Origin of the sequence: Desertibacillus haloalkaliphilus (genome assembly GCF_019039105.1) — a bacterium.
In the GTDB taxonomy this organism is placed as follows: Bacteria; Bacillota; Bacilli; order Bacillales; family KJ1-10-99; genus Desertibacillus; species Desertibacillus haloalkaliphilus.
On the sequence record NZ_JAHPIV010000002.1, the window covers coordinates 229,111 to 251,233 of the forward strand.

Consider the following 22,123-nt stretch of genomic DNA (forward strand, 5'->3'; position numbering starts at 1 on the left):
GGATGGTGGGAGGAATAAGATGATTCATGAAACAAAAGTAAATGTCAGAATGTGCGAGACTGATGCATTAGGTCATATAAGCAACATTAGTTATTTTATTTACCTAGAGCAAGCTAGAATTGAGCTTTTTCGAATGTTGGGTGCAAATACGACTTCGTGGGACTTTATTTTAGCATCAACGTCGTGTGACTTTGTCCAACAAGGGTATTTTGAGCAAAGTATCGTAGTAAAAACAACGGTTAGTAAAATCGGTACGAAAAGTTTTACGATCGATCACGAGGTTGTTGATGCTAAATCAGAAACAGTAATTGCCCATGGTAAAGCTGTTGTTGTTTATTTCAACTTCGAGACTCAGGAGAGTGAACTGTTACCTGAAGACCTTAAAAAGAAATTAAATGCATATATGTTTTAACTTCATTTTTCTGAATTATCAGATTAGGGAGGGTGACCATGACAGGAAAAGATACCATTCCAGTACGAAAAGGTGAGGAACTTGATGTCTCTTCATTAGAGCAATTTTTAAAAAATAATATTGTAGGATTGAGTGATGATCGGCTTGAAATTAGTCAATTTGCAGCTGGACATTCGAACTTAACTTATGAGGTTAAAATTGGAGACTGGGAAGGGGTACTACGTCGCCCGCCACTAGGCCCGGTAGCTCCGAAGGCACATGATATGAACCGAGAATACAAAATTTTACGTGAGGTTCACCCTCATTTCCAATTAGCACCGAAGCCGTTGGTCTATAGTGATGATCAATCGGTTATTGGGAGTCCGTTTTTTGTTATGGAGCGTCGGCGCGGTGTTGTCATCGATAAAAAGTTTCCCGAGGGTGTTGAAGTCACTCCTACACTTTGTAAAAAAATCTCTGAAACGATGGTGTCAACGCTTGTTGACCTTCATTCAATTGATTATAAGCAAACGAAGTTAACGGAGTTAAGTAAACCAGAGGGGTTTATCGAACGTCAGGTTCATGGATGGATCAAACGGTATGACCGCTCAAAAACCGATAACGTGCACGGCGTTGAACAATTAAAACAATGGTTAACCAATCATATCCCTCGTTCATCGTCTTCAAGTGTGATTCACTATGATTTTAAGTTGAACAATGCGATGTTTGCAAAAAACGATCTCACGAAAATCGTCGGCTTGTTCGATTGGGAGATGACTACAGTAGGTGATCCACTTGCGGATTTAGGGGTGTTCTTGAGCTATTGGATTGAAAGGGAAGACCCAGAGCAGCTAAGAGTTGGATTTGATAAAGAACCGATTACGACTTTGCCAGGATTTATGACTCGGCAAGAAATGATTGAGATGTATGCAAAGCAGAGTGGTCGTGATGTAGCCAACATTCATTTCTATTTAACATTTGCTTATTTTAAATTAGCAGTCATTGTCCAACAGATTTATTATCGCTATAGGAAGGGGCAGACAAACGACGAACGGTTTGCAACGCTTAATCGTAAGGTTGATAGCTTGATTAATCATGCATTGTTTTTAACAGAGGTAGGGGAATAAACACGAATGGTTGAGGTGTGTACGATGGGGAAAATCCACCTTCTTTTTAAAAAAGAAGAGGTTGACGAGGGACAAATGAAAGGGAAAGTGGCGGTTGTATTTGATGTTTTATTAGCCACGTCTACGATTACGACTGGATTGTATTATGGGGCAAAAGAAGTTGTGCCCGTTTTGGATCATCGGCATGCACAAGCAGAAGCAAAAGATCGTGACAAAAACAGCTATGTGCTCGTTGGTGAATATCGAGGGAAGACCATTGAAGGGTTTCTTGATCCGACTCCGCTTACCTTAAGGGGGAAAGTAGAAGATAAGACGATGATCTTATCAACGACGAATGGGACGGTAGCAATCAATAAAGCAAGAGAAGCAACTAGAGTTTATATTGCAGCCATGATCAACGGAAAAAAAGTCGCTGAGAAGATCAATAGCGATCACCGAGATGATGAGATCATGATTATATGTTCAGGGTCCTCGGGGGAATTTTGTATCGAAGATTTTTATGGAGCTGGGTATTTCATTGACTGTATCCTTGCAAATCAGACGGCCGTATGGAAGCTGTCTGATGCTGCCCGTGCAGCGTATTATTTTTTTAAAGGTCAAGAGAACAATGGTGAAGACGTTTTGGGACACTCCCGTGTTGGTCAGATGCTATTAAGAAATAGCTTTGCTGAAGAAGTGAGCTATGTGGCTCGACAAGGAATCCTTTCCATCGTCCCTTATTTAAAAGATGAAGGGCATGTTGTCATAAAGGAGGAAAACGAATTTGATAGATCAAGAGAAAAACATTAGGTTTCAAGGGAAAATAGCACTTGTTACTGGGGCTGGAAGTGGTATTGGCGAATATACGGCTAAGCGTATTGCAAGTGAAGGGGCTACTGTGATTCTGGTTGGTAGAACGAAAGAAAAGCTGGACAGAGTTGCTGCAGATATCAATGAAACGACTACAGTAGGTTCGGCCGTTTCTTATGCAGCAGATGTGACAAGTGAAAAGGAAGTCGCATCATTAGCTCAATTTGTAAGGGATCAGTATGGGGACTTACACGTGCTGATTAACAATGCTGGTGGCTCAAAGCCGTCTGCTATTTTAGACATGTCAGAGCAAGAGTGGGATTGGGTGCAAGGTGTCAATCTAAAAAGTGTGTTTATCATTTCAAAACTACTAGCAAATGTGATGATCGAAGGTGCAAAAACAGGAGATACTGACCGCGCCATCGTTAATGTTGCTTCGTTATCAGGCCATAAGGCAGGTGCGAAAATCCCTCATTATAGTTCAGCAAAAGCGGGTGTTATCAACTTTTCTAAGGCATTGGCTAATGAGTTGGCTCCGCAAGGAATCCGTGTCAATTCAGTTTCACCAGGGTTTGTTGAAACACCGATGACTGAACGAGGCTTGCAAAACAGTCAATTTGAGGAGGCGATCAAGCGCAACACAGCGCTTAGACGAGTTGGTAACCCTGAAGAGATAGCTAATGTTATCGCTTTTGTTGGTTCGCATGAAGCAACCTATATGACTGGGTCGGATATTCTCGTAGATGGTGGTTGGTTAATCAACTAATTTTCTTATTAAAGGAGGATTCTAGTGGCAAATCAAGATTTGATTGTTCATGTTGAAAATAAGGTGATGTCGTTAACGTTAAATCGTCCAGAGGCTTTAAATGCATTTAGTCCAGAGATGATCTCAGGACTGCAAGCTGCGATTGAAGATGCAAAAACCAACGAGGACGTTCGGGTTGTAGTTATTTCTGGCGCTGGTAGGTCATTTAGTGCGGGGGGTGATGTGAAAAACATGGGTGTCGCAGAACCTGTAGATGCTTATAATCATATCGGGAGGTTAAATGAGCTCATTCTAGCAATGAAAGAGTTAGAAAAGCCGATTATAGCTTCTGTTCATGGTTTTGCAGCTGGAGCAGGCTTTAATTTAGCATTAGCCACAGATCTCATTCTAGCAGCGGAAGAAAGTAAGTTCGTCTTAAGCTTCTCAAAAGTTGGGTTAATTTCAGATGGTGGAGGCCTGTATTTCTTACCTCGGTTAGTCGGGGTTCATCGCGCTAAGGAGTTGCTACTTAACGCAGATCCGATTGACGCGAAGCGAGCGAAAGAATGGGGGATCGTCAATCAGCTTTATCCACAAGAACAACTGCAGGAAGAGACGATTCGTTATGCTACCCAATTGGCTCAAGGTCCAAGTAAGGCATTTGGTTTTATTAAGAAAATGACCGATCAAGCACTAACCTCAAATTTAGCTGAGATTCTTGAACAGGAGAGAATCACACAAGCGATGATCGTCACGACAAAAGACCATAAGGAAGGTGTCCGTGCTTTCAAAGAAAAAAGAACGCCAAATTTCCAAGGCGAATAAGGTGACATTTTGTCAGACGTTACGAGGTAATCTTGACGAAAAAAATAGAAATAACACTAGTTTCGTTGCAAGAAAAGAAGTTTGCAAATGGAGCAGGATTCTTGTGACTCGTTAATGAAAGTAACAACCTGAACGTTTGAAGAAAGAGATGTGATGTGTAGATGAAGGCGATCCAAGTAAAGGAGTTTGGAGGCCCTGATGTCCTCCGCCTTGTCGACGTAGCACGACCTGTACCTAAAGGACGTGAAGTGTTAGTTGAGGTGAAAGCGATTGGGGTCAATTATGCGGATATTGCTCGCCGAGAGGGACAATATGTGATTGATACCCCTTTACCGTTTACGCCTGGTGCAGAAATTGCTGGTGTTGTTGCCGAGATTGGTGACCAAGTAGAAAATGTTAAGGTCGGAATGCCTGTCGTGACTTTAATAAGTTCGACAGGGTATGCAGAATATGCGATTGCCGATGAGCAGTCATTAATTCCAATTCCAAATGGAATTGATTATCACCAAGCTGTTGCCCTGCCATTGCAAGGTCTTAGTGCCTATCATATTTTAAAGACGATGGGCAGGCTTGAAAGAGATGAAAGCGTTTTAATTCACGCGGCAGCAGGAGGAGTTGGAACGCTCGCTGTTCAACTAGCAAACCTTTTTGGTGCACGGAAAATCATTGCGACTGCAAGTACAGACGAAAAATTGGCATTAGCAAAAGAACTAGGCGCAACTGATGTCATCAACTATACAAATAGTGATTGGGAACAACAAGTTCTGGCCTGTACAGATGGATCCGGTGTTGATGTTGCGCTCGAAATGGCAGGGGGAGAGGTTTTTCATAAAACATTGACATGCTTGAGTTCATTTGGACGTATGGTTATATATGGGGTTGCTAGTGGTCAACCAGCTAAATTTTCACCATCCCGTTTAATGGAGAAAAATCAATCAGTGATTGGCTTTTTTCTTCCACAAATTATGAGAAAGCCACAGTTATTTAAACAAAGCTTAACCGACCTATTAACTTACCTTCAGAATGGAGACTTAAAGCTAACCATTGGTGGGGTTTATAAATTGGAGGAAGCGACCACTGTCCATAGGCTACTTCAATCTCGAAAAACAGCAGGGAAATTGGTACTAGAGCCTTAATGGCAAAAAGTGATATACACGTAGAGAGTGAATTCTCACTATAATAGTCAGAATATATTTAATTTTTTGTTACTTTTTCGGTGTTCTGCGCCAATCATACTAATCGGTCAGTATATTGAGGAGGAGATATTCATGGAACAGAAGCCTTGGTTAAAACATGTTGCAGAAGGAAATCCAAAGGAGGTTAATATTCCGATACAATCACTTCAGCAGTTATTGAAGCAATCAGTGGAGAAATATCGAGAGAATATAGCGATAACCTTTTATAACAAAACGTACACATATGGGCAATTACACACTGCGATTGAAAAGGTTGCAAGTTCATTTGTGAAATTAGGTATTAAAAAAGGCGATCGGGTAGCGATTATGTTGCCTAATTGTCCGCAATATCCGATTAGCTATTACGCTGCACTTCAATGTGGGGCAACGGTTGTGCAAGTCAACCCAATGTATAAAGCAGAGGAACTGAACCATATTTTAAAAGATTCAGGTGCCTCTTCGATCATAGTTTATGATCAGCTTCTACCGCTAGTTACTAGTATCAAAGAACAAACACAGGTCAGAGAAGTCATCGACGTTTCGTTTGATCAACCTTGTCGTTTTAATACCTTGATACAGGATGAAGGAGATCAGTCACCAGTGGTCGAGATCAATCCGAAAGAGGATATTGCTGTTTTGCAATACACTGGGGGAACGACAGGTCGTTCGAAGGGGGCGATGTTAACTCACTATAATATTGTTGCAAATACAATGCAAAGTGCTGCGACATCTAAAATAAAGACAAAAGTTGGTGAGGAAAGAGTTTTAACGATCTCTCCATTGTTTCACGTTTATGGAATGACGAGTGGAATGAACTTAACCTTTTATAATGGTGGCAATTTAATTTTACTTCCAAAGTTTGAAATTGAACAAGTGCTAGAGACGATTGAACGGTTAAAGCCAACAGGGTTCCCTGGCGTCCCAACGATGTACATCGCTTTACTCAACTATGCAAAGGAACGGCAAGTTGACTTAAGTTGTTTATCTTCTTGTATCAGTGGATCAGCACCACTACCATTAAATGTGTTACACGAATTTAAAGAAGCTACAGGTGCACCGATTGCTGAAGGATATGGGTTATCAGAGGCTTCACCAGTCACACACCGAAACCCAGTTGCTGGTTTGCAAAAACCAGGGAGCATCGGCATTCCAATTCCGAATACTGATGCAAAAATTGTTGATCGAGAAACTGGCAAACAAGATCTAGCGATTGGTGAAGTTGGCGAGTTGGTGATAAAAGGGCCTCAAATTATGAAAGGATACTGGCAATTGCCTGAGGAAACGAATAACACACTACGAGACGGATGGTTATACACAGGTGATTTAGCCAAGATGGATGAGGATGGTTTCTTTTATATTGTAGGTCGTAAAAAAGAAATGATTATTGCAAGCGGCTTTAACGTATATCCAATTGAAATAGAAGAAGTTCTTTATGCGCACCCACAAGTGTTAGAGGCCGCGGTGTTTGGGGTCCCAGATCCATATCGAGGCGAAACTATTCAAGCAAGTATTGTCTTAAAAGAAGGTGAGAGCTTGTCTGAAGAGGAGATTACAGCTTATTGTCGCAAACGTTTAGCTGCATATAAAGTACCGAAAGTCATTCAGTTCCTTCCTGAACTCCCTAAGTCAGCTGTCGGGAAAATTTTAAAACGCAAGCTTCAAGAACAAGTGCTTAAAGCACAGTAAAAGAGATATTGAGATGTAGTCTATGTAAGCATTAAAGGAGGGATAGATAGGTGGATGTCTTATTTCAACAAATACTTAATGGGTTAACAGTGGGAAGTGTGTATAGCCTTGTTGCGCTCGGTTTAACCCTCGTATATGGTATTTTGCATGTTCCGAATTTTGCTCATGGTGCCCTCTACATGATGGGGGGATACATTACATTAATTGCTATGACCTCACTTGGATTGCATTATTGGCTGGCAATTTTTTGTTCGATCATCGTTGTTGCTTTATTAGCTGTTCTAATGGAAAGGCTTGTGTTTCATCCATTACGTGAAGCCCCTCCAATCCATGACAAAATTGCTGCCATAGGTATATTACTTTTTTTGGAAGCATTTGCCCAACTCGTTTGGGGAGCGGACTACCGAAGGATGCCTACGCCATATGGTGAGGTCATCAATGTCTTTGGCTTAACCTTTACCATGCAACGATTATTAGTGATACTTGGCGCAGTTGTATCCATGATACTCCTGTATATCTTTTTAAAGAAAACCATCATCGGAGCGACAATTATTGCTATGTCACAGAATCGTGAAGGCGCTTTCTTAATGGGGATTAACTCTAACCGTGTCGCGATGATGACCTTTGCGATTTCAGGTGCACTTGCTGCTATTGCGGCATCGCTTGCTTCCCCAATTAATCTTGTGTTTCCAGGGATGGGACACCTCGTCATATTAAAAGCATTTGTGATTATTATTATCGGTGGGATGGGTAGTATCCCCGGTGCGATTATCGGAGGATACATTTTAGGGCTCGCAGAAAGTCTAGGCGCTACCTATATCTCTAGTAATTATAGTGATGTCATTGCATTCGCCTTACTTGTCATCATCTTAACCGTAAAACCTAATGGGTTGTTTGCAAAGGGGGTTCACTAATGAAGGCATTATTGAACCAAAGGAACGGGGTTATTTTGCTTCTACTCATTGCTATCCTCTTTCCACTGTTAGTAGATAATCAATATTATAACCAAGTGATGATTTTAGCATTTATTTGGACGATTGCTGTGTACGGATTAAATATCGTAGGGGGATATACCGGACAGCTTTCACTTGCCCACGCTGGTTTCTTCGCTGTTGGTGCTTATGCACTAGGTCTTTTAACTGTGAATGGTGGTTTAAACTTTTGGTTGGCTTTCGTATTAGCGATTGTGATTACCGCAGGACTTGGCTTAGTTGTTGGCTTAGTTGCTTTGCGTACAAAAGAACATTTCTTTGCGATCTATACGCTCATCGTCGGTTATATTATTTATTTGGTGATTTACAATTGGGATTCCTTAACGAACGGGGTACGTGGGTTAATTGGAATTCCAGAGCCTGGTTCTATTGGCCCGCTAACTTTTGAGAGCATGACTTCTCAATATTACCTGGTTCTTTTCTTCCTCGTACTGACGATTTTTGTTGTTCGACGAATTATTCAATCCCTAACAGGACGAACATTTATAGCGATTCGAAATAGTGAAGATTTAGCACAGACCATTGGGATTCCGACGATGAAAGTAAAATTATTGTCGTTTGTCGTATCAACGGCGTTTGCCGGATTAGCCGGTGCTTTGTATGCGTCGTTTATCCGCTTTATAGGCCCAGATATTGGCTACACAACGATCGTGTTTGATATGTTGATGTACTTAATCGTTGGTGGAATTGGAACATTGGCAGGTCCTTTAGTAGGGACGTTACTAGTTGTTTGGATCACACAATCTTTACAGTTCTTAGAAGACTACCGAATGATTATCTTTGGCCCGATTCTTGTCTTGTTGGTGATTTATTATCCGCGCGGAATTGTAGGTGCATATCTCGAGTGGAAAATGAACCGTACCTTGAAAAGGACCAAGCAAAAAAGCCATGTAAACCATCAAAAGCAACAGGCTGAGGAGGGATAATGATGCTCATTCAAACAGAGAATTTAACGAAAAGCTTTGGTGGCTTAACGGCTGTAAATGACGTCGACTTTTCAATCGAAAAAGGGAAAATCACTGCGATTATCGGTCCAAACGGGGCTGGTAAGTCAACGTTTTTTAACCTGATTAGCGGTGTGCACAAGCCAACCTCAGGTAGCGTCTATTTTAAAGGGCAGGACATTACCGTTCTTCCTTCCAACAAAATTGCAGAGCTAGGGATTGGTCGTACGTTCCAAACGACCCATCTCTTTGAACAAGCGACGGTGATGGACAATGTGATTGTTGGTCATCGCCTGCGAACCAAGTCGTCGATTTTTGATGCGATTTTTCGGACGCCACGTTTAAAAAGGGAAGAGAAGCAATGTCGCGATAAAGCACTTGAAGTTCTTGACTTTGTTGGACTAACAGACCAAGCGCATTTACCGATTGGATTAATCTCACAAGAAGCACAAAAGCGCACAGCCTTTGCATTAGCGCTAGCAACAGATCCTGACATTGTCTTTTTAGATGAACCAGCTGCAGGTGTTAACCCAGAAGAAACAGAGGGGTTAGCAGAGTTAATGAAAAAAATGGCAACCCAAGGGATTACGGTTTGTTTAATTGAGCACAAAATGCAGATGATCATGAACTTAGCCGATAAAATTATGGTCTTAAACCAAGGCAAAAAAATTGCTGAGGGGACCCCTGATGAAATTAAGACAAATGATGTAGTCATTGAAGCGTATTTAGGAGGCGGTAAGCTTGCTGAAACTGATTGATGTATCTGTGAAATATGGGCGGTTCCAAGCGTTAAACCGTGTGAGCATCGAAGTGAACAAGGGGGAACTTGTTGTCCTATTAGGTGCGAATGGATCGGGAAAAAGCACTATTTTTAGAACGATTAGTGGACTAACAAAGCCGTCTGAAGGAGAGATCTATTTTAATGAACGTAAGGTAGGCGGAAGTTCACCGAACCAAATGGTATCACAAGGGGTAGTACAGTGTCCTGAGGGGAGAAAGTTATTCCCGCAAATGTCGATTGAAGAAAATTTAACCATGGGTGCATATGTTCACCGTAGAAATAAGTCTGAAGTAAAGAAAACAATGAATGACGTTTATGAGCTGTTTCCGATTTTAAAAGATAAAAAAAGCGATCCGGCGGGGTCAATGAGTGGGGGACAGCAACAGATGTTAGCGATCGGTAGAGCGTTAATGGCAAAACCAAAAATTTTAATGCTTGATGAGCCTTCTCTTGGTTTAGCACCACTTGTCGTTGAACAAATGTTTGAAATCATTCAAGAAATCAATCGCAATGGTACTGATGTTTTGCTCGCTGAACAAAATGCACACGCGGCATTAAAGGTTGCGGATCGTGGATACGTGATCGAAAATGGTTCGATTGTTCTAGCGGATGATAGTGAGGCGTTATTTAACAATGATGAAATTCGTAAAGCCTATATTGGCGCATAGTTGACTATAGAGGGAGGTGAGGTAAAACGTTTTCCTGTTGTTGTTGGTTGAGCATGTATTTTTAAGGGGGGTATTATGATGATTGTAAAAAAGCGGTTGGCTCTAGGGTTAGGTTTTTTCCTCGTATTATTGTTGGCAGCTTGTGGAGGTGAATCGTCATCATCAGATGGGGAAGAATTGATTGATGGGATTGAAGATCCACATAACGATGAAGTTGTTAATATTGGATATAGTGGACCATTAAGTGGTCCGGCTGCTCTATATGGTGAAAATACATTAACTGGGATTCGTTTAGCTGTCGAACAAATCAATGACGGTGGCGGTTTTGATGTGAATGGTCAAAACTATATGCTAAACCTTGTTGCACTTGATGATATGTATTTACCAAATGAAACCGGTACAAATGCTAGACGGTTGGTTCAAGAGTACGATACACCTGCCATCTACATCCCACATAGCGGCGGTATTTTTGCATCACAAGTATTTAATGAGCAAGAAGAGTTTATCATTGCTGCTTATTCTTCGGAGCCGAATATTACTGAGCAAGGAAATGATTTAACAGTACGGATTCCACCAACCTATGATGTCTATATAGAACCTTTTTCAGAATATCAAATGGAGCGCTTTGGAGATAAAATTGCACTTTTACCTACTTCCTCAGAGTATGGTAAAGATTGGACGGATGCTTTAATCCCGAAATGGGAAGAGCTAGGCGGTGAAGTTGTGTATGAAGGGTCGGTTGACTTTAATAAGGATACTGATTTCTTTACAATCGTCACAAACGCTTTAAGTGAGGATCCCGACGTTTTATTTATCGGTGGACCTTCAGAACCGACAGCGTTAATCGCCAAGCAGGCACGAGAACTTGGATTTGAAGGCGGTTTTCTCATCATGGACCAAGCAAAATTAGATGAAATGGAAGTGGTATTAGAAACGATTGAACCACTTGAAGGATCAGTAGGAACACTTCCTTTAATTCATTCAGAATATCCTGGAACGGATGAGTTTGTGGCGCAATACAACGAAGAACATGGTCGAAACCCTGGCTCAGAAGCTGGTTTTAATTTTGTGATGACGTATGCGTTAGTCGAAGCGATGAAGGCTGCAGGGACTGTGTCAGATACTCATGAGATTATGGCTCATATGCAAGCTGGTTTAGATAATTTCCCTGAGGAAAAAATGGCCTATGAGATTAAGGAAATTGATAGTAATGGTGGCTTTAGTGTACCTTTACGAATGGGTGTTGTTGAAGATGGTGAAATTATTGAAGTGATACCAGAGTAAACCTGATCGATATGATGGGGGCAGGACAAAACTTGTTAAACTATTGGCAATGGATTCACTCGCCACATTCCTTCTTTTCGGATTATTCATTATTAGTGCCAACAATTTGTAGACATACCAGGTGTTGTAAGTGAAACTCTTTGCAAATAGGAGTTGACCTCGTTTCATCCTTGTATTATAATCTATAAAGACTTGTTTTTTAATACTAACTTTGTAACATGTGTTATTGGTTGTTTCGGAGGGAGGGAAATAAGATGGCAGAAACTCGTGTTCGCAAAAATGAATCGATTGATGCTGCTCTTCGTCGCTTCAAGAAAAGTCTTTCTAAAGAAGGAACATTAGCTGAAGTGAAAAAGCGTAAACACTATGAAAAGCCTAGTGTAAAGCGTAAGAAAAAGTCAGAGGCAGCAAGAAAGCGTAAGTTCTAACCTTGAGAGGGTGTTGATTTTTGAATCTTCTTGATCGTTTTAACCAAGATATTAAGCAAGCGATGAAAGACAAAGATAAGCTTAAACTCTCTGTTATTCGTATGGTTAAATCATCATTGCAGAATGAAGCGATTAAGCTTGGCAAAGAGCTTACAGAAGATGATTCGCTTACGGTGTTAAATCGCGAACTGAAACAACGCAAGGATTCCCTCCATGAGTTTGAAAAAGCAAACCGAGATGATTTAGCTTCCAAATTGCGTGATGAGATAGCGATTCTAGAAGTGTATATGCCAGAACAATTATCAGAAGATAACCTTTCTGAGATTGTAAAGCAAACAATTGCTGAGGTAGGTGCTTCTTCAAAAGCCGATATGGGCAAAGTTATGGGAGCGATCATGCCGAAGGTTAAAGGTAAAGCTGATGGTGGTCTTGTGAATCGTCTCGTACAACAACACTTATCATAAAGATATTACTAGCGCCTTGCACTGCAAGGCGCTTTTTGATGAGGAGAGGAAGATACATAATCTAAGGAATGATTCTTAAAAATAATGAAACCTAACCATACTATAGACGTATAATTAGAGGGATGGTATTGGTGTATAGAGAAAGGGGGATAGTTATGAAACAGCGATCGCGTCTTTTCTTATATGTGATGGTGATGATCATTGGTTTGCTATTGCTACCGGTTCAAACAATTGTAGGTAGTGAAGATCACGAAGAGGCCTTGGTTTATTACATACCTGTTGAACAGGAGGTTGAACGAGGGCTTGAAGCATTTTTGGATCGTTCGATAACAACAGCGATTGAAGATGGAGCAGATCACATCGTATTGGAAATTGATACGCCAGGAGGAGCTGTTGTAGCAGCAGGAAATATTGCTAAAATTATACGTGGGACAGAACTACCGATTACTGCTTATGTGACGAAGGAGGCTATATCAGCCGGAGCCTATATTGCGTTAAATGCAGATAAGATCGTAATGAGTCCTGGGTCAACAATGGGCTCAGCCGCAGTGATAGACGGTGGTGGAAATGCTGCTGATGAGAAAACACAATCGTACTGGCTAAGTGAAATGAGAGGGTCTGCTGAATTGAATGAGCGTGATCCGATTTATGCACAAGCGATGGCCGATGCTGAGGTTCATTTACCTGATTATGGGGCTGAACGAGGGCGTTTACTTACGTTAACGGCTGATCAGGCGCTTGAAGTCGGCTATGCAGAGGCCGTAGCATCTGATCGACAAGAATTGTTGTCATTTTTAGAATTGGAAGGTGCTGTTGAAAAGGAATCAGAGGTGACATTTGCAGAACAAATTGCTCGTTTTGTCACCAACCCAATAATCATTCCGATCCTTTTGTCAGTGGGGAGCTTAGGGCTAGTGCTAGAATTATATTCACCTGGCTTTGGTGTACCTGGAATTATGGGGCTTTCAGCATTAGGGCTGTTCTTTTTTGGACATATGTTTGCCGGTTTTGCTGGCTGGGAAGTCTTTATTTTATTTGGTGTCGGACTGCTGTTAATTTTAATAGAAATATTTATTCCGGGATTTGGGATATTCGGTATTCTTGGAATTGGTTCAATTATAGGAAGTATGGTATTAGCCTCATTCTCAACAATAAATATTTTAATATCGATTTTAATTGCTGTCGTCATCACGACAATTGGTTCAATCCTCGTTTTTAAATTCTTTGGGGCACGTGGGCCGTTTAAGAAGATTGTTCTTACAGATACAACAGGGTCAGAACAAGGATATATTTCTAATGTTACGAGGGAAGAGCTAATAGGAAAAGAAGGAATTACGCTTACCCCACTTCGCCCATCTGGCTCAGCTGTTTTTGGCGATGAACGACTTGACGTTGTTTCTGAAGGAGGATATATTGGACAGGATGAAAAAATTAAGATTGTAACAACCTCTGGAGCAAGGATTGTTGTTCGTCAAGTGAAAGAGGATTAATAAATGAGAAGAAGAAGGAGGAAATAACGTGGATGTAGGTTTACTGATTATTCTAGGTATTATCGTAGTTTTACTAGCTGTATTGTTTACATTTGTGCCCGTTGCGTTATGGATTTCGGCGCTAGCTGCTGGTGTCCGTGTCGGGATCTTTACACTAGTAGGGATGAGGCTTCGTCGTGTTATTCCAGCACGTGTTGTAAATCCGTTAATTAAGGCGGTAAAAGCAGGCCTTGATTTAAGCATTAACAAATTAGAGGGGCACTATTTAGCAGGTGGTAATGTTGACCGTGTCGTAAATGCTTTGATTGCGGCTCAACGTGCCAATATCGAATTGTCATTTGAAAGATGCGCAGCGATTGATTTAGCTGGACGTGACGTTCTTGAAGCGGTACAAATGAGTGTTAACCCAAAGGTGATTGAAACACCATTTATTGCCGGTGTGGCAATGGATGGGATTGAAGTGAAGGCTAAAGCAAGAATTACGGTACGTGCGAATATTGATCGTCTTGTCGGTGGTGCGGGCGAAGATACAGTTATTGCTCGTGTCGGTGAAGGGATTGTATCAACAATTGGTTCTTCAAATGATCATAAGAAGGTTTTAGAAAATCCTGACCTTATTTCGCAAACGGTCTTATCGAAAGGGCTGGATGCTGGAACAGCGTTTGAAATTTTATCCATTGATATTGCCGATATTGATATCGGTAAAAACATTGGTGCGGAACTTCAAACGGACCAAGCGGAAGCTGATAAAAACATTGCGCAGGCTAAAGCTGAAGAACGTCGTGCAATGGCTGTTGCAAAAGAACAAGAAATGAAAGCTCGTGTTGAAGAAATGCGTGCGAAGGTTGTTGAAGCTGAATCAGAAGTGCCGATGGCGATGTCTGAAGCGTTGCGTTCTGGAAATTTAGGTGTCATGGATTATATGAACATCCAAAATGTCATGGCGGACACAGATATGAGAGATTCTATTGGTAAGACAACTGGTGAAGATAAGAAAGGTGATAAGTCGCAATAATGCGTTCTAGCGTGAACGTTTGGAAAGGAGTCGATGACGATGTCATTAGATGCTCTCCTTGATTTTATCTTTCAAAACATTTTTCTAATCGTTTTATTGGCTGGTTCACTATTAAGCTTTTTAGGACGAAAGGAAGAAGCAAATAAGCAGAAACGTCCGTCTGAACAACGTGAGCAAGAACAAGAGATTGATTGGAAAGAGATATTTAAGCAAGAAGCGCCCGAGGAGCAAAAGCCGACGGCGGCTCCTCCTAGAAACGAACATGAATCTGAGGCAAGAGGTTACCATGCTGAGGCGCCTGCTCCATCGTTAGAGGAGGATCAGGCACAAAAGGATATCTTCGAGCGTTATGAAAAGATGAAACGTAAGAAACAAGAAGTAAAGGAAACGCTTGAAAACTTGAAAAAGCCTGAGGTTTCTGAAGATAAGGTGCAGCCGTCAGCGCAGTTGGACTTAAATTTCAAAACGATTACAAAAGAAGATGCGAAAAAAGGTGTCATCTGGTCGGAAGTTCTAGGGAGCCCTAGAGCCCGGAACCCACATCGAGCCTTTATGAATTATTCAAAAAGGAGACAAGGATAAGCAGTTGCTTATCCTTGTCTTCTTTTTATTTCTAGAATCAATTGAGTGACCTCCCCATTCTTGCACGCAGGAGGTTAGAAGGAGCAGGTATCAGTTCATGGGAATGAGAGGTTGTAAGCTAAAATAGGTGTGTCATTGTTTTTTTCTCAATTATTTTTATTCACAAATGTAGTGATAGTGAACCACTTTTTTTCATAAAGATGAGGGGAGAGGAGGTTCTTTTAGCATGAAAAAATGGAAGCAGAAAATAAAAAGTTGGATGACTGAGAGCATGGAACTTCCTGCAGATGTTCTCATGGATTTGCCACGAATTACAATGATCGGTCAAATTCATATTTATATTGAAAATCATCGCGGTGTATTGCAGTTTTCGAATCAGGAACTGCGTCTCCTTCTAGAGCAGGGACAGTTACTAATTAAGGGTGAAAGTTTTGTTATTAAGACGATTTTGCCTGAAGAATTGCTCTTGGAAGGGAAAATTGATCAGGTGATTTATCTCGATTCTTAATGGATGAGCTAAATAAAGAACATACATTTATAGGGAAAGAGAAACTGCAGCGATAAGTACTGTTTAGGGGGATGAACATGAAAAATAAATGGACCACCTTTTTATATGGGTATGTAAGAATCCGAATTGAAGGACCATATGCAGAACGACTTTTAAATCGGTGCATCGAAGAACGGTTGACGATATGGAACATTAAGCGGATTAGTGAAACTTCTGTCATTTGTTATCTGGCACTTGAAGATGTCAGTCGGCTACGGCCGCTCTTAAAAATGACAAGCTGTAAAGTAAGATTTACTGAGAGGAAAGGGCTCCCCTTTTTATTTAGGGCGATGTTATCGCGAGGTGGTTTTGCAACAGGGATTACTGCTTTTATAGCCATTCTGTTTTTGTTATCGAATATGGTATGGAATATATCAATTGAAGGTGCGACACCAGAGGTTGAACATGAATTAGAGCAAATTGTTAAAGAGATGGGGATTGAGAAAGGGAAATTTCATTTTTTATTACCAAGTGTGGAAGAAATTCAAAAAGAAGTCACAGAACGATTGGAAGATGCTACCTGGGTCGGTGTAAACTTAAGTGGGACGACCTACCACTTCCAAGTTGTTGAACAGGAATTGCCAGACCCTCAAGAACAGATTAGTCCAAGACATTTAGTGGCAAGTAAGAAGGCTGTTATTCACGACATTTTTGTTGAAGAGGGGCAAGCACTCGTAACTCCAAATGATTTTGTTGATAAAGGAGATATGCTGGTCTCAGGATTTATTGGTAAAGAAGGGAAAACGGAACTCGTACCTGCAACAGCTAATGTATTAGGAGAAATTTGGTACAAGTCTGAAGTTGATATTCCATTAAAAAGTTCGTTTGAAACGTTAACAGGTGATTATAAAAACAGACATTATGTAACACTATTTAATGTAGACCTGCCGATTTGGGGATTTGGGAAACCGGAGTTCATCAACTATGAAATATTTGTCGATGAAAGCAACTTTCGCTTTTTGAATTGGGAACTTCCAATCGGTTACAAAGAGGTACGAACTTTAGAAAAGAAAGAATTAACAAGAGAATATACAGAGGAAGAAGCAAAAGAAGTTGGCATGGAAATGGCAAAAGTCCAATTAGAAAAGCGATTAGCTGATGATTCTGTCATTCGTGGAGAAAATGTTTTGCACGAGACGATTGAGAATGGTAAAGTAAAATTAGAGATTCATTACCAAGTAATTGAAGATATTACATCGGAACAACCGATCATTCAAGGAGATTGAGTCTATTGTCAGAAATGAAATTGATTCAGTTAGAAGTAGAAGATGCAAATGAAACCCAATCATTATTTGGACCAAATGATGTACATTTAAAGCGAATGGAAGAAATGCTCAATGTTAAGATAGTCACTAGAGGCGGAGCCGTATCAGTAACTGGTGAGGACCGCGATATAAACATTGTAGGCGATTTGATAAGCGTGTTGTTAAAGCTTATTAGAAGAGGGGTGAGCTTATCAGAGCGTGATATTGTTTATGCCGTACAGCTTGCCAAACGTGACATGTTAGACGAGCTTTTGGAGCTATATCAAGAGAAAATTGCTGTTAATGCCAAGGGGAAGCCAATCTTAATTAAGACGCTTGGTCAGCGCCAATATGTCTCAGCCATTCGAATGCGTGATATGGTGTTTGGTATCGGTCCTGCCGGCACCGGTAAAACATACCTTGCAGTTGTTATGGCAGTTAGTGCACTGAAAGATGGCAAGGTAAAAAGGATCGTTTTAACGCGGCCAGCCGTGGAAGCAGGAGAAAGCTTAGGTTTTTTACCTGGTGACCTTAAGGAAAAGGTTGACCCTTACTTGCGACCTTTGTATGATGCACTTCATGATGTACTAGGAACAGAACAAACGGCAAGGCTAATGGAAAGGGGTACGATTGAAGTTGCTCCGTTGGCTTATATGAGGGGACGTACATTAGATGATGCTTTTGTCATTTTGGATGAAGCACAGAATACAACATCAGAACAGATTAAGATGTTTATCACTCGCCTGGGATTTGGTTCGAAAATGATCATTAACGGCGATCTAACTCAAATTGATCTACCGAAGGGAAAGAAGTCAGGTTTGAAAGTTGCGATTGAAATCCTTGCGGACATTCCTGACATTGATTTTGTTTACCTGCAAAAATCAGATGTCGTTCGTCATACGTTAGTTCAACGAATCCTTGACGCGTATCAACGTGCTGAAGATACAGATAAATGACTTGATGTGTATGAAGACCCTCATTGTTTGTTTTGAGGGTCTTGTCTTGTCCGAGTGAAACGTATAAGGTAGGCAGTTGTGAAACCACCAGTGCTTCCCTTTTCTCTAGCAAAAAAGAACGTTTAGTTTAAAACGGGACGAATTAGGAGAGACAAGGAAAAAGATGGAAGAGTTTGAGGTGAGAACATGGAGAAACGGTCACCTATCGATCAAATGAAATGGTGGAGAAAGGTAAAAGATCACCGTTATGTAAGAGCAATTCTTTTTTTTATTTTAGGCGCTATCTTATATTTGATGATGCTTGGGAATGTCATACCGGAAACAATGGATGTGAAGCTCTCGTCTGTTGCAGAGAGTGATATCCGTTCACCAATTACAGTTGAAAATAAAATAGCAACCGAAGAGAAGCGCAAGGAAGCAATAGAAGAAATTAGTCCTGTTTATGAACAAAAGAGTGAATATGCTCAAACGCAAGTCGAGAAAATCAATGATATCTTTGAAGTGATTAGGCTGGTCAATCAAGAACAAGAACAGCCAGAATCAGGTGACGAAGCTGTTCAATCAGTTACCTTTGAAGAGAAACTTGAGCATGTTCAAGAAGTTATTTCTTCAGGGACAAGCAATGACATCTCAGATGAAACGATTGGAACGCTTTTAGAAGCGAGTCAATCACAGCTACAGATCGCTCAAGAGGCCACAGCAAATGCTGTGTATGAAGTGATGAGTACAAAAATTGCTATTAATGATTTAGATGAAGCGCAACAATCTGTTGAGGATAAAATTATTATTCCAACAGTAAGCTCAAGCATGTACGAGGCTATGATAGAATTAGCTAGGTTTGCAATTATTCCAAACTATATTTATAATGATGCGGCTACAGAAGAGCTACGTCAGGAAGCGGTAGAAGCGGTCGAACCAGTGATGATCCGCGAGGGGCAATTGCTAGTACACGAAGGTGAAACGATCAATCATGAAGTCTATGAACAGTTGCGAATTGTCGGCATATTAGATGAAACCGTAAATATCTATCCATATCTCGGGTTAGCGCTCTTTGTTATTTTGATCATTGGAGTTCTTGCTTATTATTTAAATGAAGCGAAAACGAGTGTGAAAAATAATAATAGTCATTTATTGATGTATACGCTCGTCTTTTTTGTGGCTCTTGCTGTGATGAAGATAACGAGTTTAATTGAACATCTAGATTATCAAGCAATTGGTTTTATTGTGCCAATAGCCGTAGGTTCGATGTTACTTGCGATGTTAATTTCAGAGCGAGTGGCTTTGTTTACTGGTATTATCTTTGCAGTTTGTGGCAGTGTTATTTTTAACAATGAAGCTGTAGGTACATTTAATTTCACCTATGGGATTTATATTTTGTTTAGTTCTTTTGCGGGGGTATTTTTCTTAGGTAAATCAAATCGTATGTCTAGAATATTACAGGCGGGCTTTTTTGTCTCTATCATTAATATGATTACGGTGTTAGCGCTATTACTGATGAAAAGCGGCCAGTATAGTTTATTAGATTTAGGGATCCATTTAGGTATAGCTTTTTTATCTGGGTTTTTAGCCGCGGTGTTAACGTTAGGACTAATGCCGTTCTTTGAAGCTGGTTTTGGTATTTTATCAACGACAAAATTAATTGAGTTATCGAACCCGAATCAACCTCTGTTAAGAAAAATCTTAACAGAAACGCCAGGGACATATCATCATAGTGTGGTTGTAGGTAATTTGGCAGAAGCAGCTTGTGAAGCGATTGGAGCACATGGTTTGTTAGCCAGAGTGGGTGCTTATTATCATGATTTAGGCAAGACCAAACGGCCGCATTTCTTTATTGAAAATCAAATGAAAATGGAGAACCCACACGATAAGATTTCACCACAATTGAGTAAAACGATTATTATTTCACATCCGTATGATGGAGCTGAGATGTTAAGAGAATATAAAATGCCAAAAGAAATCATCGATATTGCTGAACAGCACCATGGTACAACATTGTTGAAATTCTTTTATCACAAAGCCAACCAAGAATCGGATCAAGAAATCCCCGAATCGCAGTTTCGTTATCCGGGGCCAAAAGCGCAAACGAAGGAAGCAGCTATTGTTGGGATTGCTGATTGTGTGGAAGCTGCTGTTCGGTCGATTTCGAAGCCTACACCGGATAAAATTGAATTAATGGTTCGTAAGATTATTACCGATCGCCTAGAAGATGGTCAGTTTAATGAGTGCGACCTCACGTTAAAAGAATTAAATGCGATTGTGACGTCAATGTGTGAAACATTAAAGGGGACATTCCATTCAAGAATTGAATATCCTGAGGATGCCAAAGAGAAGGGGGATCAGAAGTGAGAGTAGCTACCGATTTGTATGATGAAACGAATACGTTAAGTGAGGACCAATTGTTAGCCATTCAAGAGCTAGTTCATGTGGCTAGCGATATGGAAAATATCAGTGAAGGAACTGAGCTTTCGATTACGTTTGTTGATAACGAACGAATTAAAGAGATTAATCGTGAGTATCGAGATAAAGATGCTGTTACGGACGTGATTTCATTTGCTTTGAATGAGCAGGTAAGTGATGAGGTGGAAATTGTCGGGGGTGAGATTCCAAACTTATTGGGGGATATCATTATTTCCATTCCTCGTGCGACTGAACAAGCAAAATCTTATAATCACTCGTTTGAGCGAGAGATCGGTTTCCTAGTTGTTCACGGGATCCTACATTTATTAGGTTATGACCATATGACAGAGGAAGAAGAAAAACAAATGTTTTCAAGACAAAAGGAAATATTAGCTGCTTATGGGCTTGAAAGATAAACGCCGTTCGGGATGGGGACGTTTACTACGTTCATTTGTATATGCGTCATCTGGATTGAAGTATGTGATCGTAAATGAACAAAACATGCAAATTCATTTACTAATTAGTACGGTTGTTATCTTGTTGTCGTACGTACTATCGATTCCAATCATAGAACAGTTAATTTTAATCGTTGTAATTGGTGTTGTAATAGCTCTTGAAGTGATGAATACCGCTATAGAGAGGGTTGTTGATTTAGTGACAGAAGAATATCATCCACTAGCTGAATTAGCTAAAGATCTCTCTGCAGCAGCTGTTTTTGTATTTAGTATTGTCGCTGTTATCATCGGGATTATTGTTTTTTATCAACCAATGATTGAGTGGTTTTCTCGTTTGTAATCAACAGGTAAGGAATCTTTGAGAGGAGCGGAGTATTCAGTGCCCATGTGGAAGAGGTTACAAAAAAATATAATTGCTGGATTAATCTTCCTATTACCAGCCATTGTAACGATCTATGTTATCCATTTTCTATTTACCTTAATTGATACATTTTTAGGTCAGTTTATTACAAATCTTTTGAGGGCATTAAATATTATTTCTACAAGGGATGGGACAATATACTTTTTAGGTGTCTACACACCTTTTTCAGAGCGTTTATTAGGTATCGGTTTTGTTCTTACCATCTTTCTTATCACGTTAATTGGTTCGATGCGTCTAAAAGGGAAAGGTATTAAGGTTTTTACGTCGATTGACCGAGCATTTCGCCGTATTCCAATTGCGAACTCGATCTATACGTCGGTAGAACAAGTGATTCATGCGTTTGCTCAAGAGCGATCCTCTTTCAAAAAGGTTGTTTTGCTCGAATATCCTCGTAAAGGATTATATACCTTAGGATTCTTGACAGGGGAGTCGAAAGGCGAAGTGCAGCGAAAAACAAAAAAAGCATGCATTAATGTTTTTTTACCTACGACACCGAATCCAACATCTGGCTGGTTGGTGCTCGTTCCGAAAGAGGATGTAACGGTGCTGAATATGACGGTTGAACAAGGGTTAAAGTTTATTATTTCAGGAGGGGTTGTTGTTCCGCCGGATTCAGTTGCTGATGATTATGAGCAAGATCTAAACCTAGTGAACGAAGCGGAGTATGATCCAGATGAAATGATTATAAATGTTCGAAAAAAAAGAAAGGACGATTAA

24 protein-coding genes are annotated in these 22,123 nt (G+C 40.5%); all 24 read left to right on the top strand.

Features of this window, described 5'->3' with window-relative positions:
• Positions 1-19: 19 nt before the first annotated feature.
• The 24 genes from KH400_RS03415 (at position 20) to KH400_RS03530 (ending at position 22,123) form a co-directional block, all read left to right on the top strand.
• Positions 20-412, top strand: coding sequence for an acyl-CoA thioesterase (locus tag KH400_RS03415; protein WP_217221817.1), 393 nt, complete (start codon positions 20-22; stop codon positions 410-412).
• A 38-nt stretch (positions 413-450) separates the two neighbouring features.
• The gene (locus KH400_RS03420) at positions 451-1,518 is read left to right on the top strand and encodes a phosphotransferase family protein (protein ID WP_217221818.1); all 1,068 of its coding nucleotides are present in this window, start codon (positions 451-453) and stop codon (positions 1,516-1,518) included.
• A 24-nt stretch (positions 1,519-1,542) separates the two neighbouring features.
• A complete protein-coding gene (locus tag KH400_RS03425; protein ID WP_217221820.1) occupies positions 1,543-2,307 on the top strand; it encodes a 2-phosphosulfolactate phosphatase in 765 nt (254 codons plus the stop codon).
• Positions 2,303-3,073 carry an SDR family NAD(P)-dependent oxidoreductase gene (locus KH400_RS03430; protein ID WP_217222116.1) on the top strand — a complete coding sequence of 257 codons (771 nt, stop codon included), beginning with the start codon at positions 2,303-2,305 and terminating at the stop codon, positions 3,071-3,073. The genes KH400_RS03425 and KH400_RS03430 overlap by 5 nt, the downstream gene beginning before the upstream one ends.
• A 24-nt stretch (positions 3,074-3,097) precedes the next feature.
• Positions 3,098-3,877 (top strand): enoyl-CoA hydratase/isomerase family protein, encoded by a 780-nt coding sequence (locus KH400_RS03435; protein ID WP_312889014.1) that lies wholly within the window; start codon positions 3,098-3,100, stop codon positions 3,875-3,877.
• 161 nt (positions 3,878-4,038) lie between these two features.
• Entirely contained in the window at positions 4,039-5,013 is a 975-nt protein-coding gene (locus KH400_RS03440) for a quinone oxidoreductase family protein (protein WP_217221822.1), read from the top strand.
• A 132-nt stretch (positions 5,014-5,145) separates the two neighbouring features.
• On the top strand, positions 5,146-6,738 hold the full coding sequence (locus tag KH400_RS03445) for a long-chain-fatty-acid--CoA ligase (protein ID WP_217221824.1): 1,593 nt from the start codon (positions 5,146-5,148) through the stop codon (positions 6,736-6,738).
• 50 nt (positions 6,739-6,788) lie between these two features.
• Complete coding sequence (locus KH400_RS03450; RefSeq protein ID WP_217221832.1) at positions 6,789-7,652, top strand: branched-chain amino acid ABC transporter permease; 864 nt, start codon at positions 6,789-6,791, stop codon at positions 7,650-7,652.
• On the top strand, positions 7,652-8,656 hold the full coding sequence (locus tag KH400_RS03455; protein ID WP_217221834.1) for a branched-chain amino acid ABC transporter permease: 1,005 nt from the start codon (positions 7,652-7,654) through the stop codon (positions 8,654-8,656). Before KH400_RS03450 ends, KH400_RS03455 begins: the two co-directional genes overlap by 1 nt.
• 2 nt (positions 8,657-8,658) lie before the next feature.
• Positions 8,659-9,432 carry an ABC transporter ATP-binding protein gene (locus KH400_RS03460; RefSeq protein WP_217222120.1) on the top strand — a complete coding sequence of 258 codons (774 nt, stop codon included), beginning with the start codon at positions 8,659-8,661 and terminating at the stop codon, positions 9,430-9,432.
• The gene (locus KH400_RS03465) at positions 9,416-10,123 is read left to right on the top strand and encodes an ABC transporter ATP-binding protein (protein WP_217221841.1); all 708 of its coding nucleotides are present in this window, start codon (positions 9,416-9,418) and stop codon (positions 10,121-10,123) included. Before KH400_RS03460 ends, KH400_RS03465 begins: the two co-directional genes overlap by 17 nt.
• Before the next feature lie 75 nt (positions 10,124-10,198).
• Positions 10,199-11,407 (top strand): ABC transporter substrate-binding protein, encoded by a 1,209-nt coding sequence (locus tag KH400_RS03470; protein ID WP_217221844.1) that lies wholly within the window; start codon positions 10,199-10,201, stop codon positions 11,405-11,407.
• Positions 11,408-11,661: 254 nt separating this feature from the next.
• On the top strand, positions 11,662-11,835 hold the full coding sequence (rpsU, locus tag KH400_RS03475) for a 30S ribosomal protein S21 (RefSeq protein WP_217221846.1): 174 nt from the start codon (positions 11,662-11,664) through the stop codon (positions 11,833-11,835).
• A 20-nt stretch (positions 11,836-11,855) separates the two neighbouring features.
• The gene (locus KH400_RS03480; protein ID WP_217221847.1) at positions 11,856-12,299 is read left to right on the top strand and encodes a GatB/YqeY domain-containing protein; all 444 of its coding nucleotides are present in this window, start codon (positions 11,856-11,858) and stop codon (positions 12,297-12,299) included.
• 155 nt (positions 12,300-12,454) lie between these two features.
• A complete protein-coding gene (locus KH400_RS03485) occupies positions 12,455-13,789 on the top strand; it encodes an NfeD family protein (protein ID WP_217221866.1) in 1,335 nt (444 codons plus the stop codon).
• Positions 13,790-13,817: 28 nt separating this feature from the next.
• Positions 13,818-14,804: a flotillin-like protein FloA gene (gene floA, locus KH400_RS03490; RefSeq protein ID WP_217221868.1), complete on the top strand. Its 987-nt coding sequence runs from the start codon at positions 13,818-13,820 to the stop codon at positions 14,802-14,804.
• A 39-nt stretch (positions 14,805-14,843) separates the two neighbouring features.
• Complete coding sequence (locus KH400_RS03495; RefSeq protein WP_217221870.1) at positions 14,844-15,386, top strand: YqfB family membrane protein; 543 nt, start codon at positions 14,844-14,846, stop codon at positions 15,384-15,386.
• Between the two features lie 226 nt (positions 15,387-15,612).
• Positions 15,613-15,894, top strand: coding sequence for a sporulation protein YqfC (gene yqfC, locus KH400_RS03500; RefSeq protein ID WP_217221872.1), 282 nt, complete (start codon positions 15,613-15,615; stop codon positions 15,892-15,894).
• Between the two features lie 77 nt (positions 15,895-15,971).
• A complete protein-coding gene (yqfD, locus tag KH400_RS03505; protein ID WP_217221874.1) occupies positions 15,972-17,159 on the top strand; it encodes a sporulation protein YqfD in 1,188 nt (395 codons plus the stop codon).
• 14 nt (positions 17,160-17,173) lie between these two features.
• Positions 17,174-18,133, top strand: a complete 960-nt coding sequence (locus tag KH400_RS03510; protein WP_438821100.1) for a PhoH family protein — start codon at positions 17,174-17,176, stop codon at positions 18,131-18,133.
• 186 nt (positions 18,134-18,319) lie between these two features.
• Positions 18,320-20,479, top strand: a complete 2,160-nt coding sequence (locus KH400_RS03515; RefSeq protein ID WP_217221878.1) for an HD family phosphohydrolase — start codon at positions 18,320-18,322, stop codon at positions 20,477-20,479.
• Entirely contained in the window at positions 20,476-20,946 is a 471-nt protein-coding gene (gene ybeY, locus KH400_RS03520) for an rRNA maturation RNase YbeY (protein WP_217221892.1), read from the top strand. The genes KH400_RS03515 and ybeY overlap by 4 nt, the downstream gene beginning before the upstream one ends.
• On the top strand, positions 20,930-21,325 hold the full coding sequence (locus KH400_RS03525; RefSeq protein WP_217221894.1) for a diacylglycerol kinase family protein: 396 nt from the start codon (positions 20,930-20,932) through the stop codon (positions 21,323-21,325). The genes ybeY and KH400_RS03525 overlap by 17 nt, the downstream gene beginning before the upstream one ends.
• A gap of 45 nt (positions 21,326-21,370) precedes the next feature.
• The gene (locus tag KH400_RS03530) at positions 21,371-22,123 is read left to right on the top strand and encodes a DUF502 domain-containing protein (protein WP_217221896.1); all 753 of its coding nucleotides are present in this window, start codon (positions 21,371-21,373) and stop codon (positions 22,121-22,123) included.

Bases quoted from the DNA above. Each gene is read 5' to 3' on its own strand.
- KH400_RS03415 (WP_217221817.1), top strand. From the start codon at position 20: ATGATTCATGAAACAAAAGTAAATGTCAGAATGTGCGAGACTGATGCA.
- KH400_RS03420 (WP_217221818.1), top strand. From the start codon at position 451: ATGACAGGAAAAGATACCATTCCAGTACGAAAAGGTGAGGAACTTGAT.
- KH400_RS03425 (WP_217221820.1), top strand. From the start codon at position 1,543: ATGGGGAAAATCCACCTTCTTTTTAAAAAAGAAGAGGTTGACGAGGGA.
- KH400_RS03440 (WP_217221822.1), top strand. From the start codon at position 4,039: ATGAAGGCGATCCAAGTAAAGGAGTTTGGAGGCCCTGATGTCCTCCGC.
- KH400_RS03445 (WP_217221824.1), top strand. From the start codon at position 5,146: ATGGAACAGAAGCCTTGGTTAAAACATGTTGCAGAAGGAAATCCAAAG.
- KH400_RS03455 (WP_217221834.1), top strand. From the start codon at position 7,652: ATGAAGGCATTATTGAACCAAAGGAACGGGGTTATTTTGCTTCTACTC.
- KH400_RS03460 (WP_217222120.1), top strand. From the start codon at position 8,659: ATGCTCATTCAAACAGAGAATTTAACGAAAAGCTTTGGTGGCTTAACG.
- KH400_RS03470 (WP_217221844.1), top strand. From the start codon at position 10,199: ATGATGATTGTAAAAAAGCGGTTGGCTCTAGGGTTAGGTTTTTTCCTC.
- rpsU (WP_217221846.1), top strand. From the start codon at position 11,662: ATGGCAGAAACTCGTGTTCGCAAAAATGAATCGATTGATGCTGCTCTT.
- KH400_RS03485 (WP_217221866.1), top strand. From the start codon at position 12,455: ATGAAACAGCGATCGCGTCTTTTCTTATATGTGATGGTGATGATCATT.
- KH400_RS03495 (WP_217221870.1), top strand. From the start codon at position 14,844: ATGTCATTAGATGCTCTCCTTGATTTTATCTTTCAAAACATTTTTCTA.
- yqfC (WP_217221872.1), top strand. From the start codon at position 15,613: ATGAAAAAATGGAAGCAGAAAATAAAAAGTTGGATGACTGAGAGCATG.
- yqfD (WP_217221874.1), top strand. From the start codon at position 15,972: ATGAAAAATAAATGGACCACCTTTTTATATGGGTATGTAAGAATCCGA.
- KH400_RS03510 (WP_438821100.1), top strand. From the start codon at position 17,174: ATGAAATTGATTCAGTTAGAAGTAGAAGATGCAAATGAAACCCAATCA.
- KH400_RS03515 (WP_217221878.1), top strand. From the start codon at position 18,320: ATGGAGAAACGGTCACCTATCGATCAAATGAAATGGTGGAGAAAGGTA.
- KH400_RS03525 (WP_217221894.1), top strand. From the start codon at position 20,930: ATGGGCTTGAAAGATAAACGCCGTTCGGGATGGGGACGTTTACTACGT.
- KH400_RS03530 (WP_217221896.1), top strand. From the start codon at position 21,371: ATGTGGAAGAGGTTACAAAAAAATATAATTGCTGGATTAATCTTCCTA.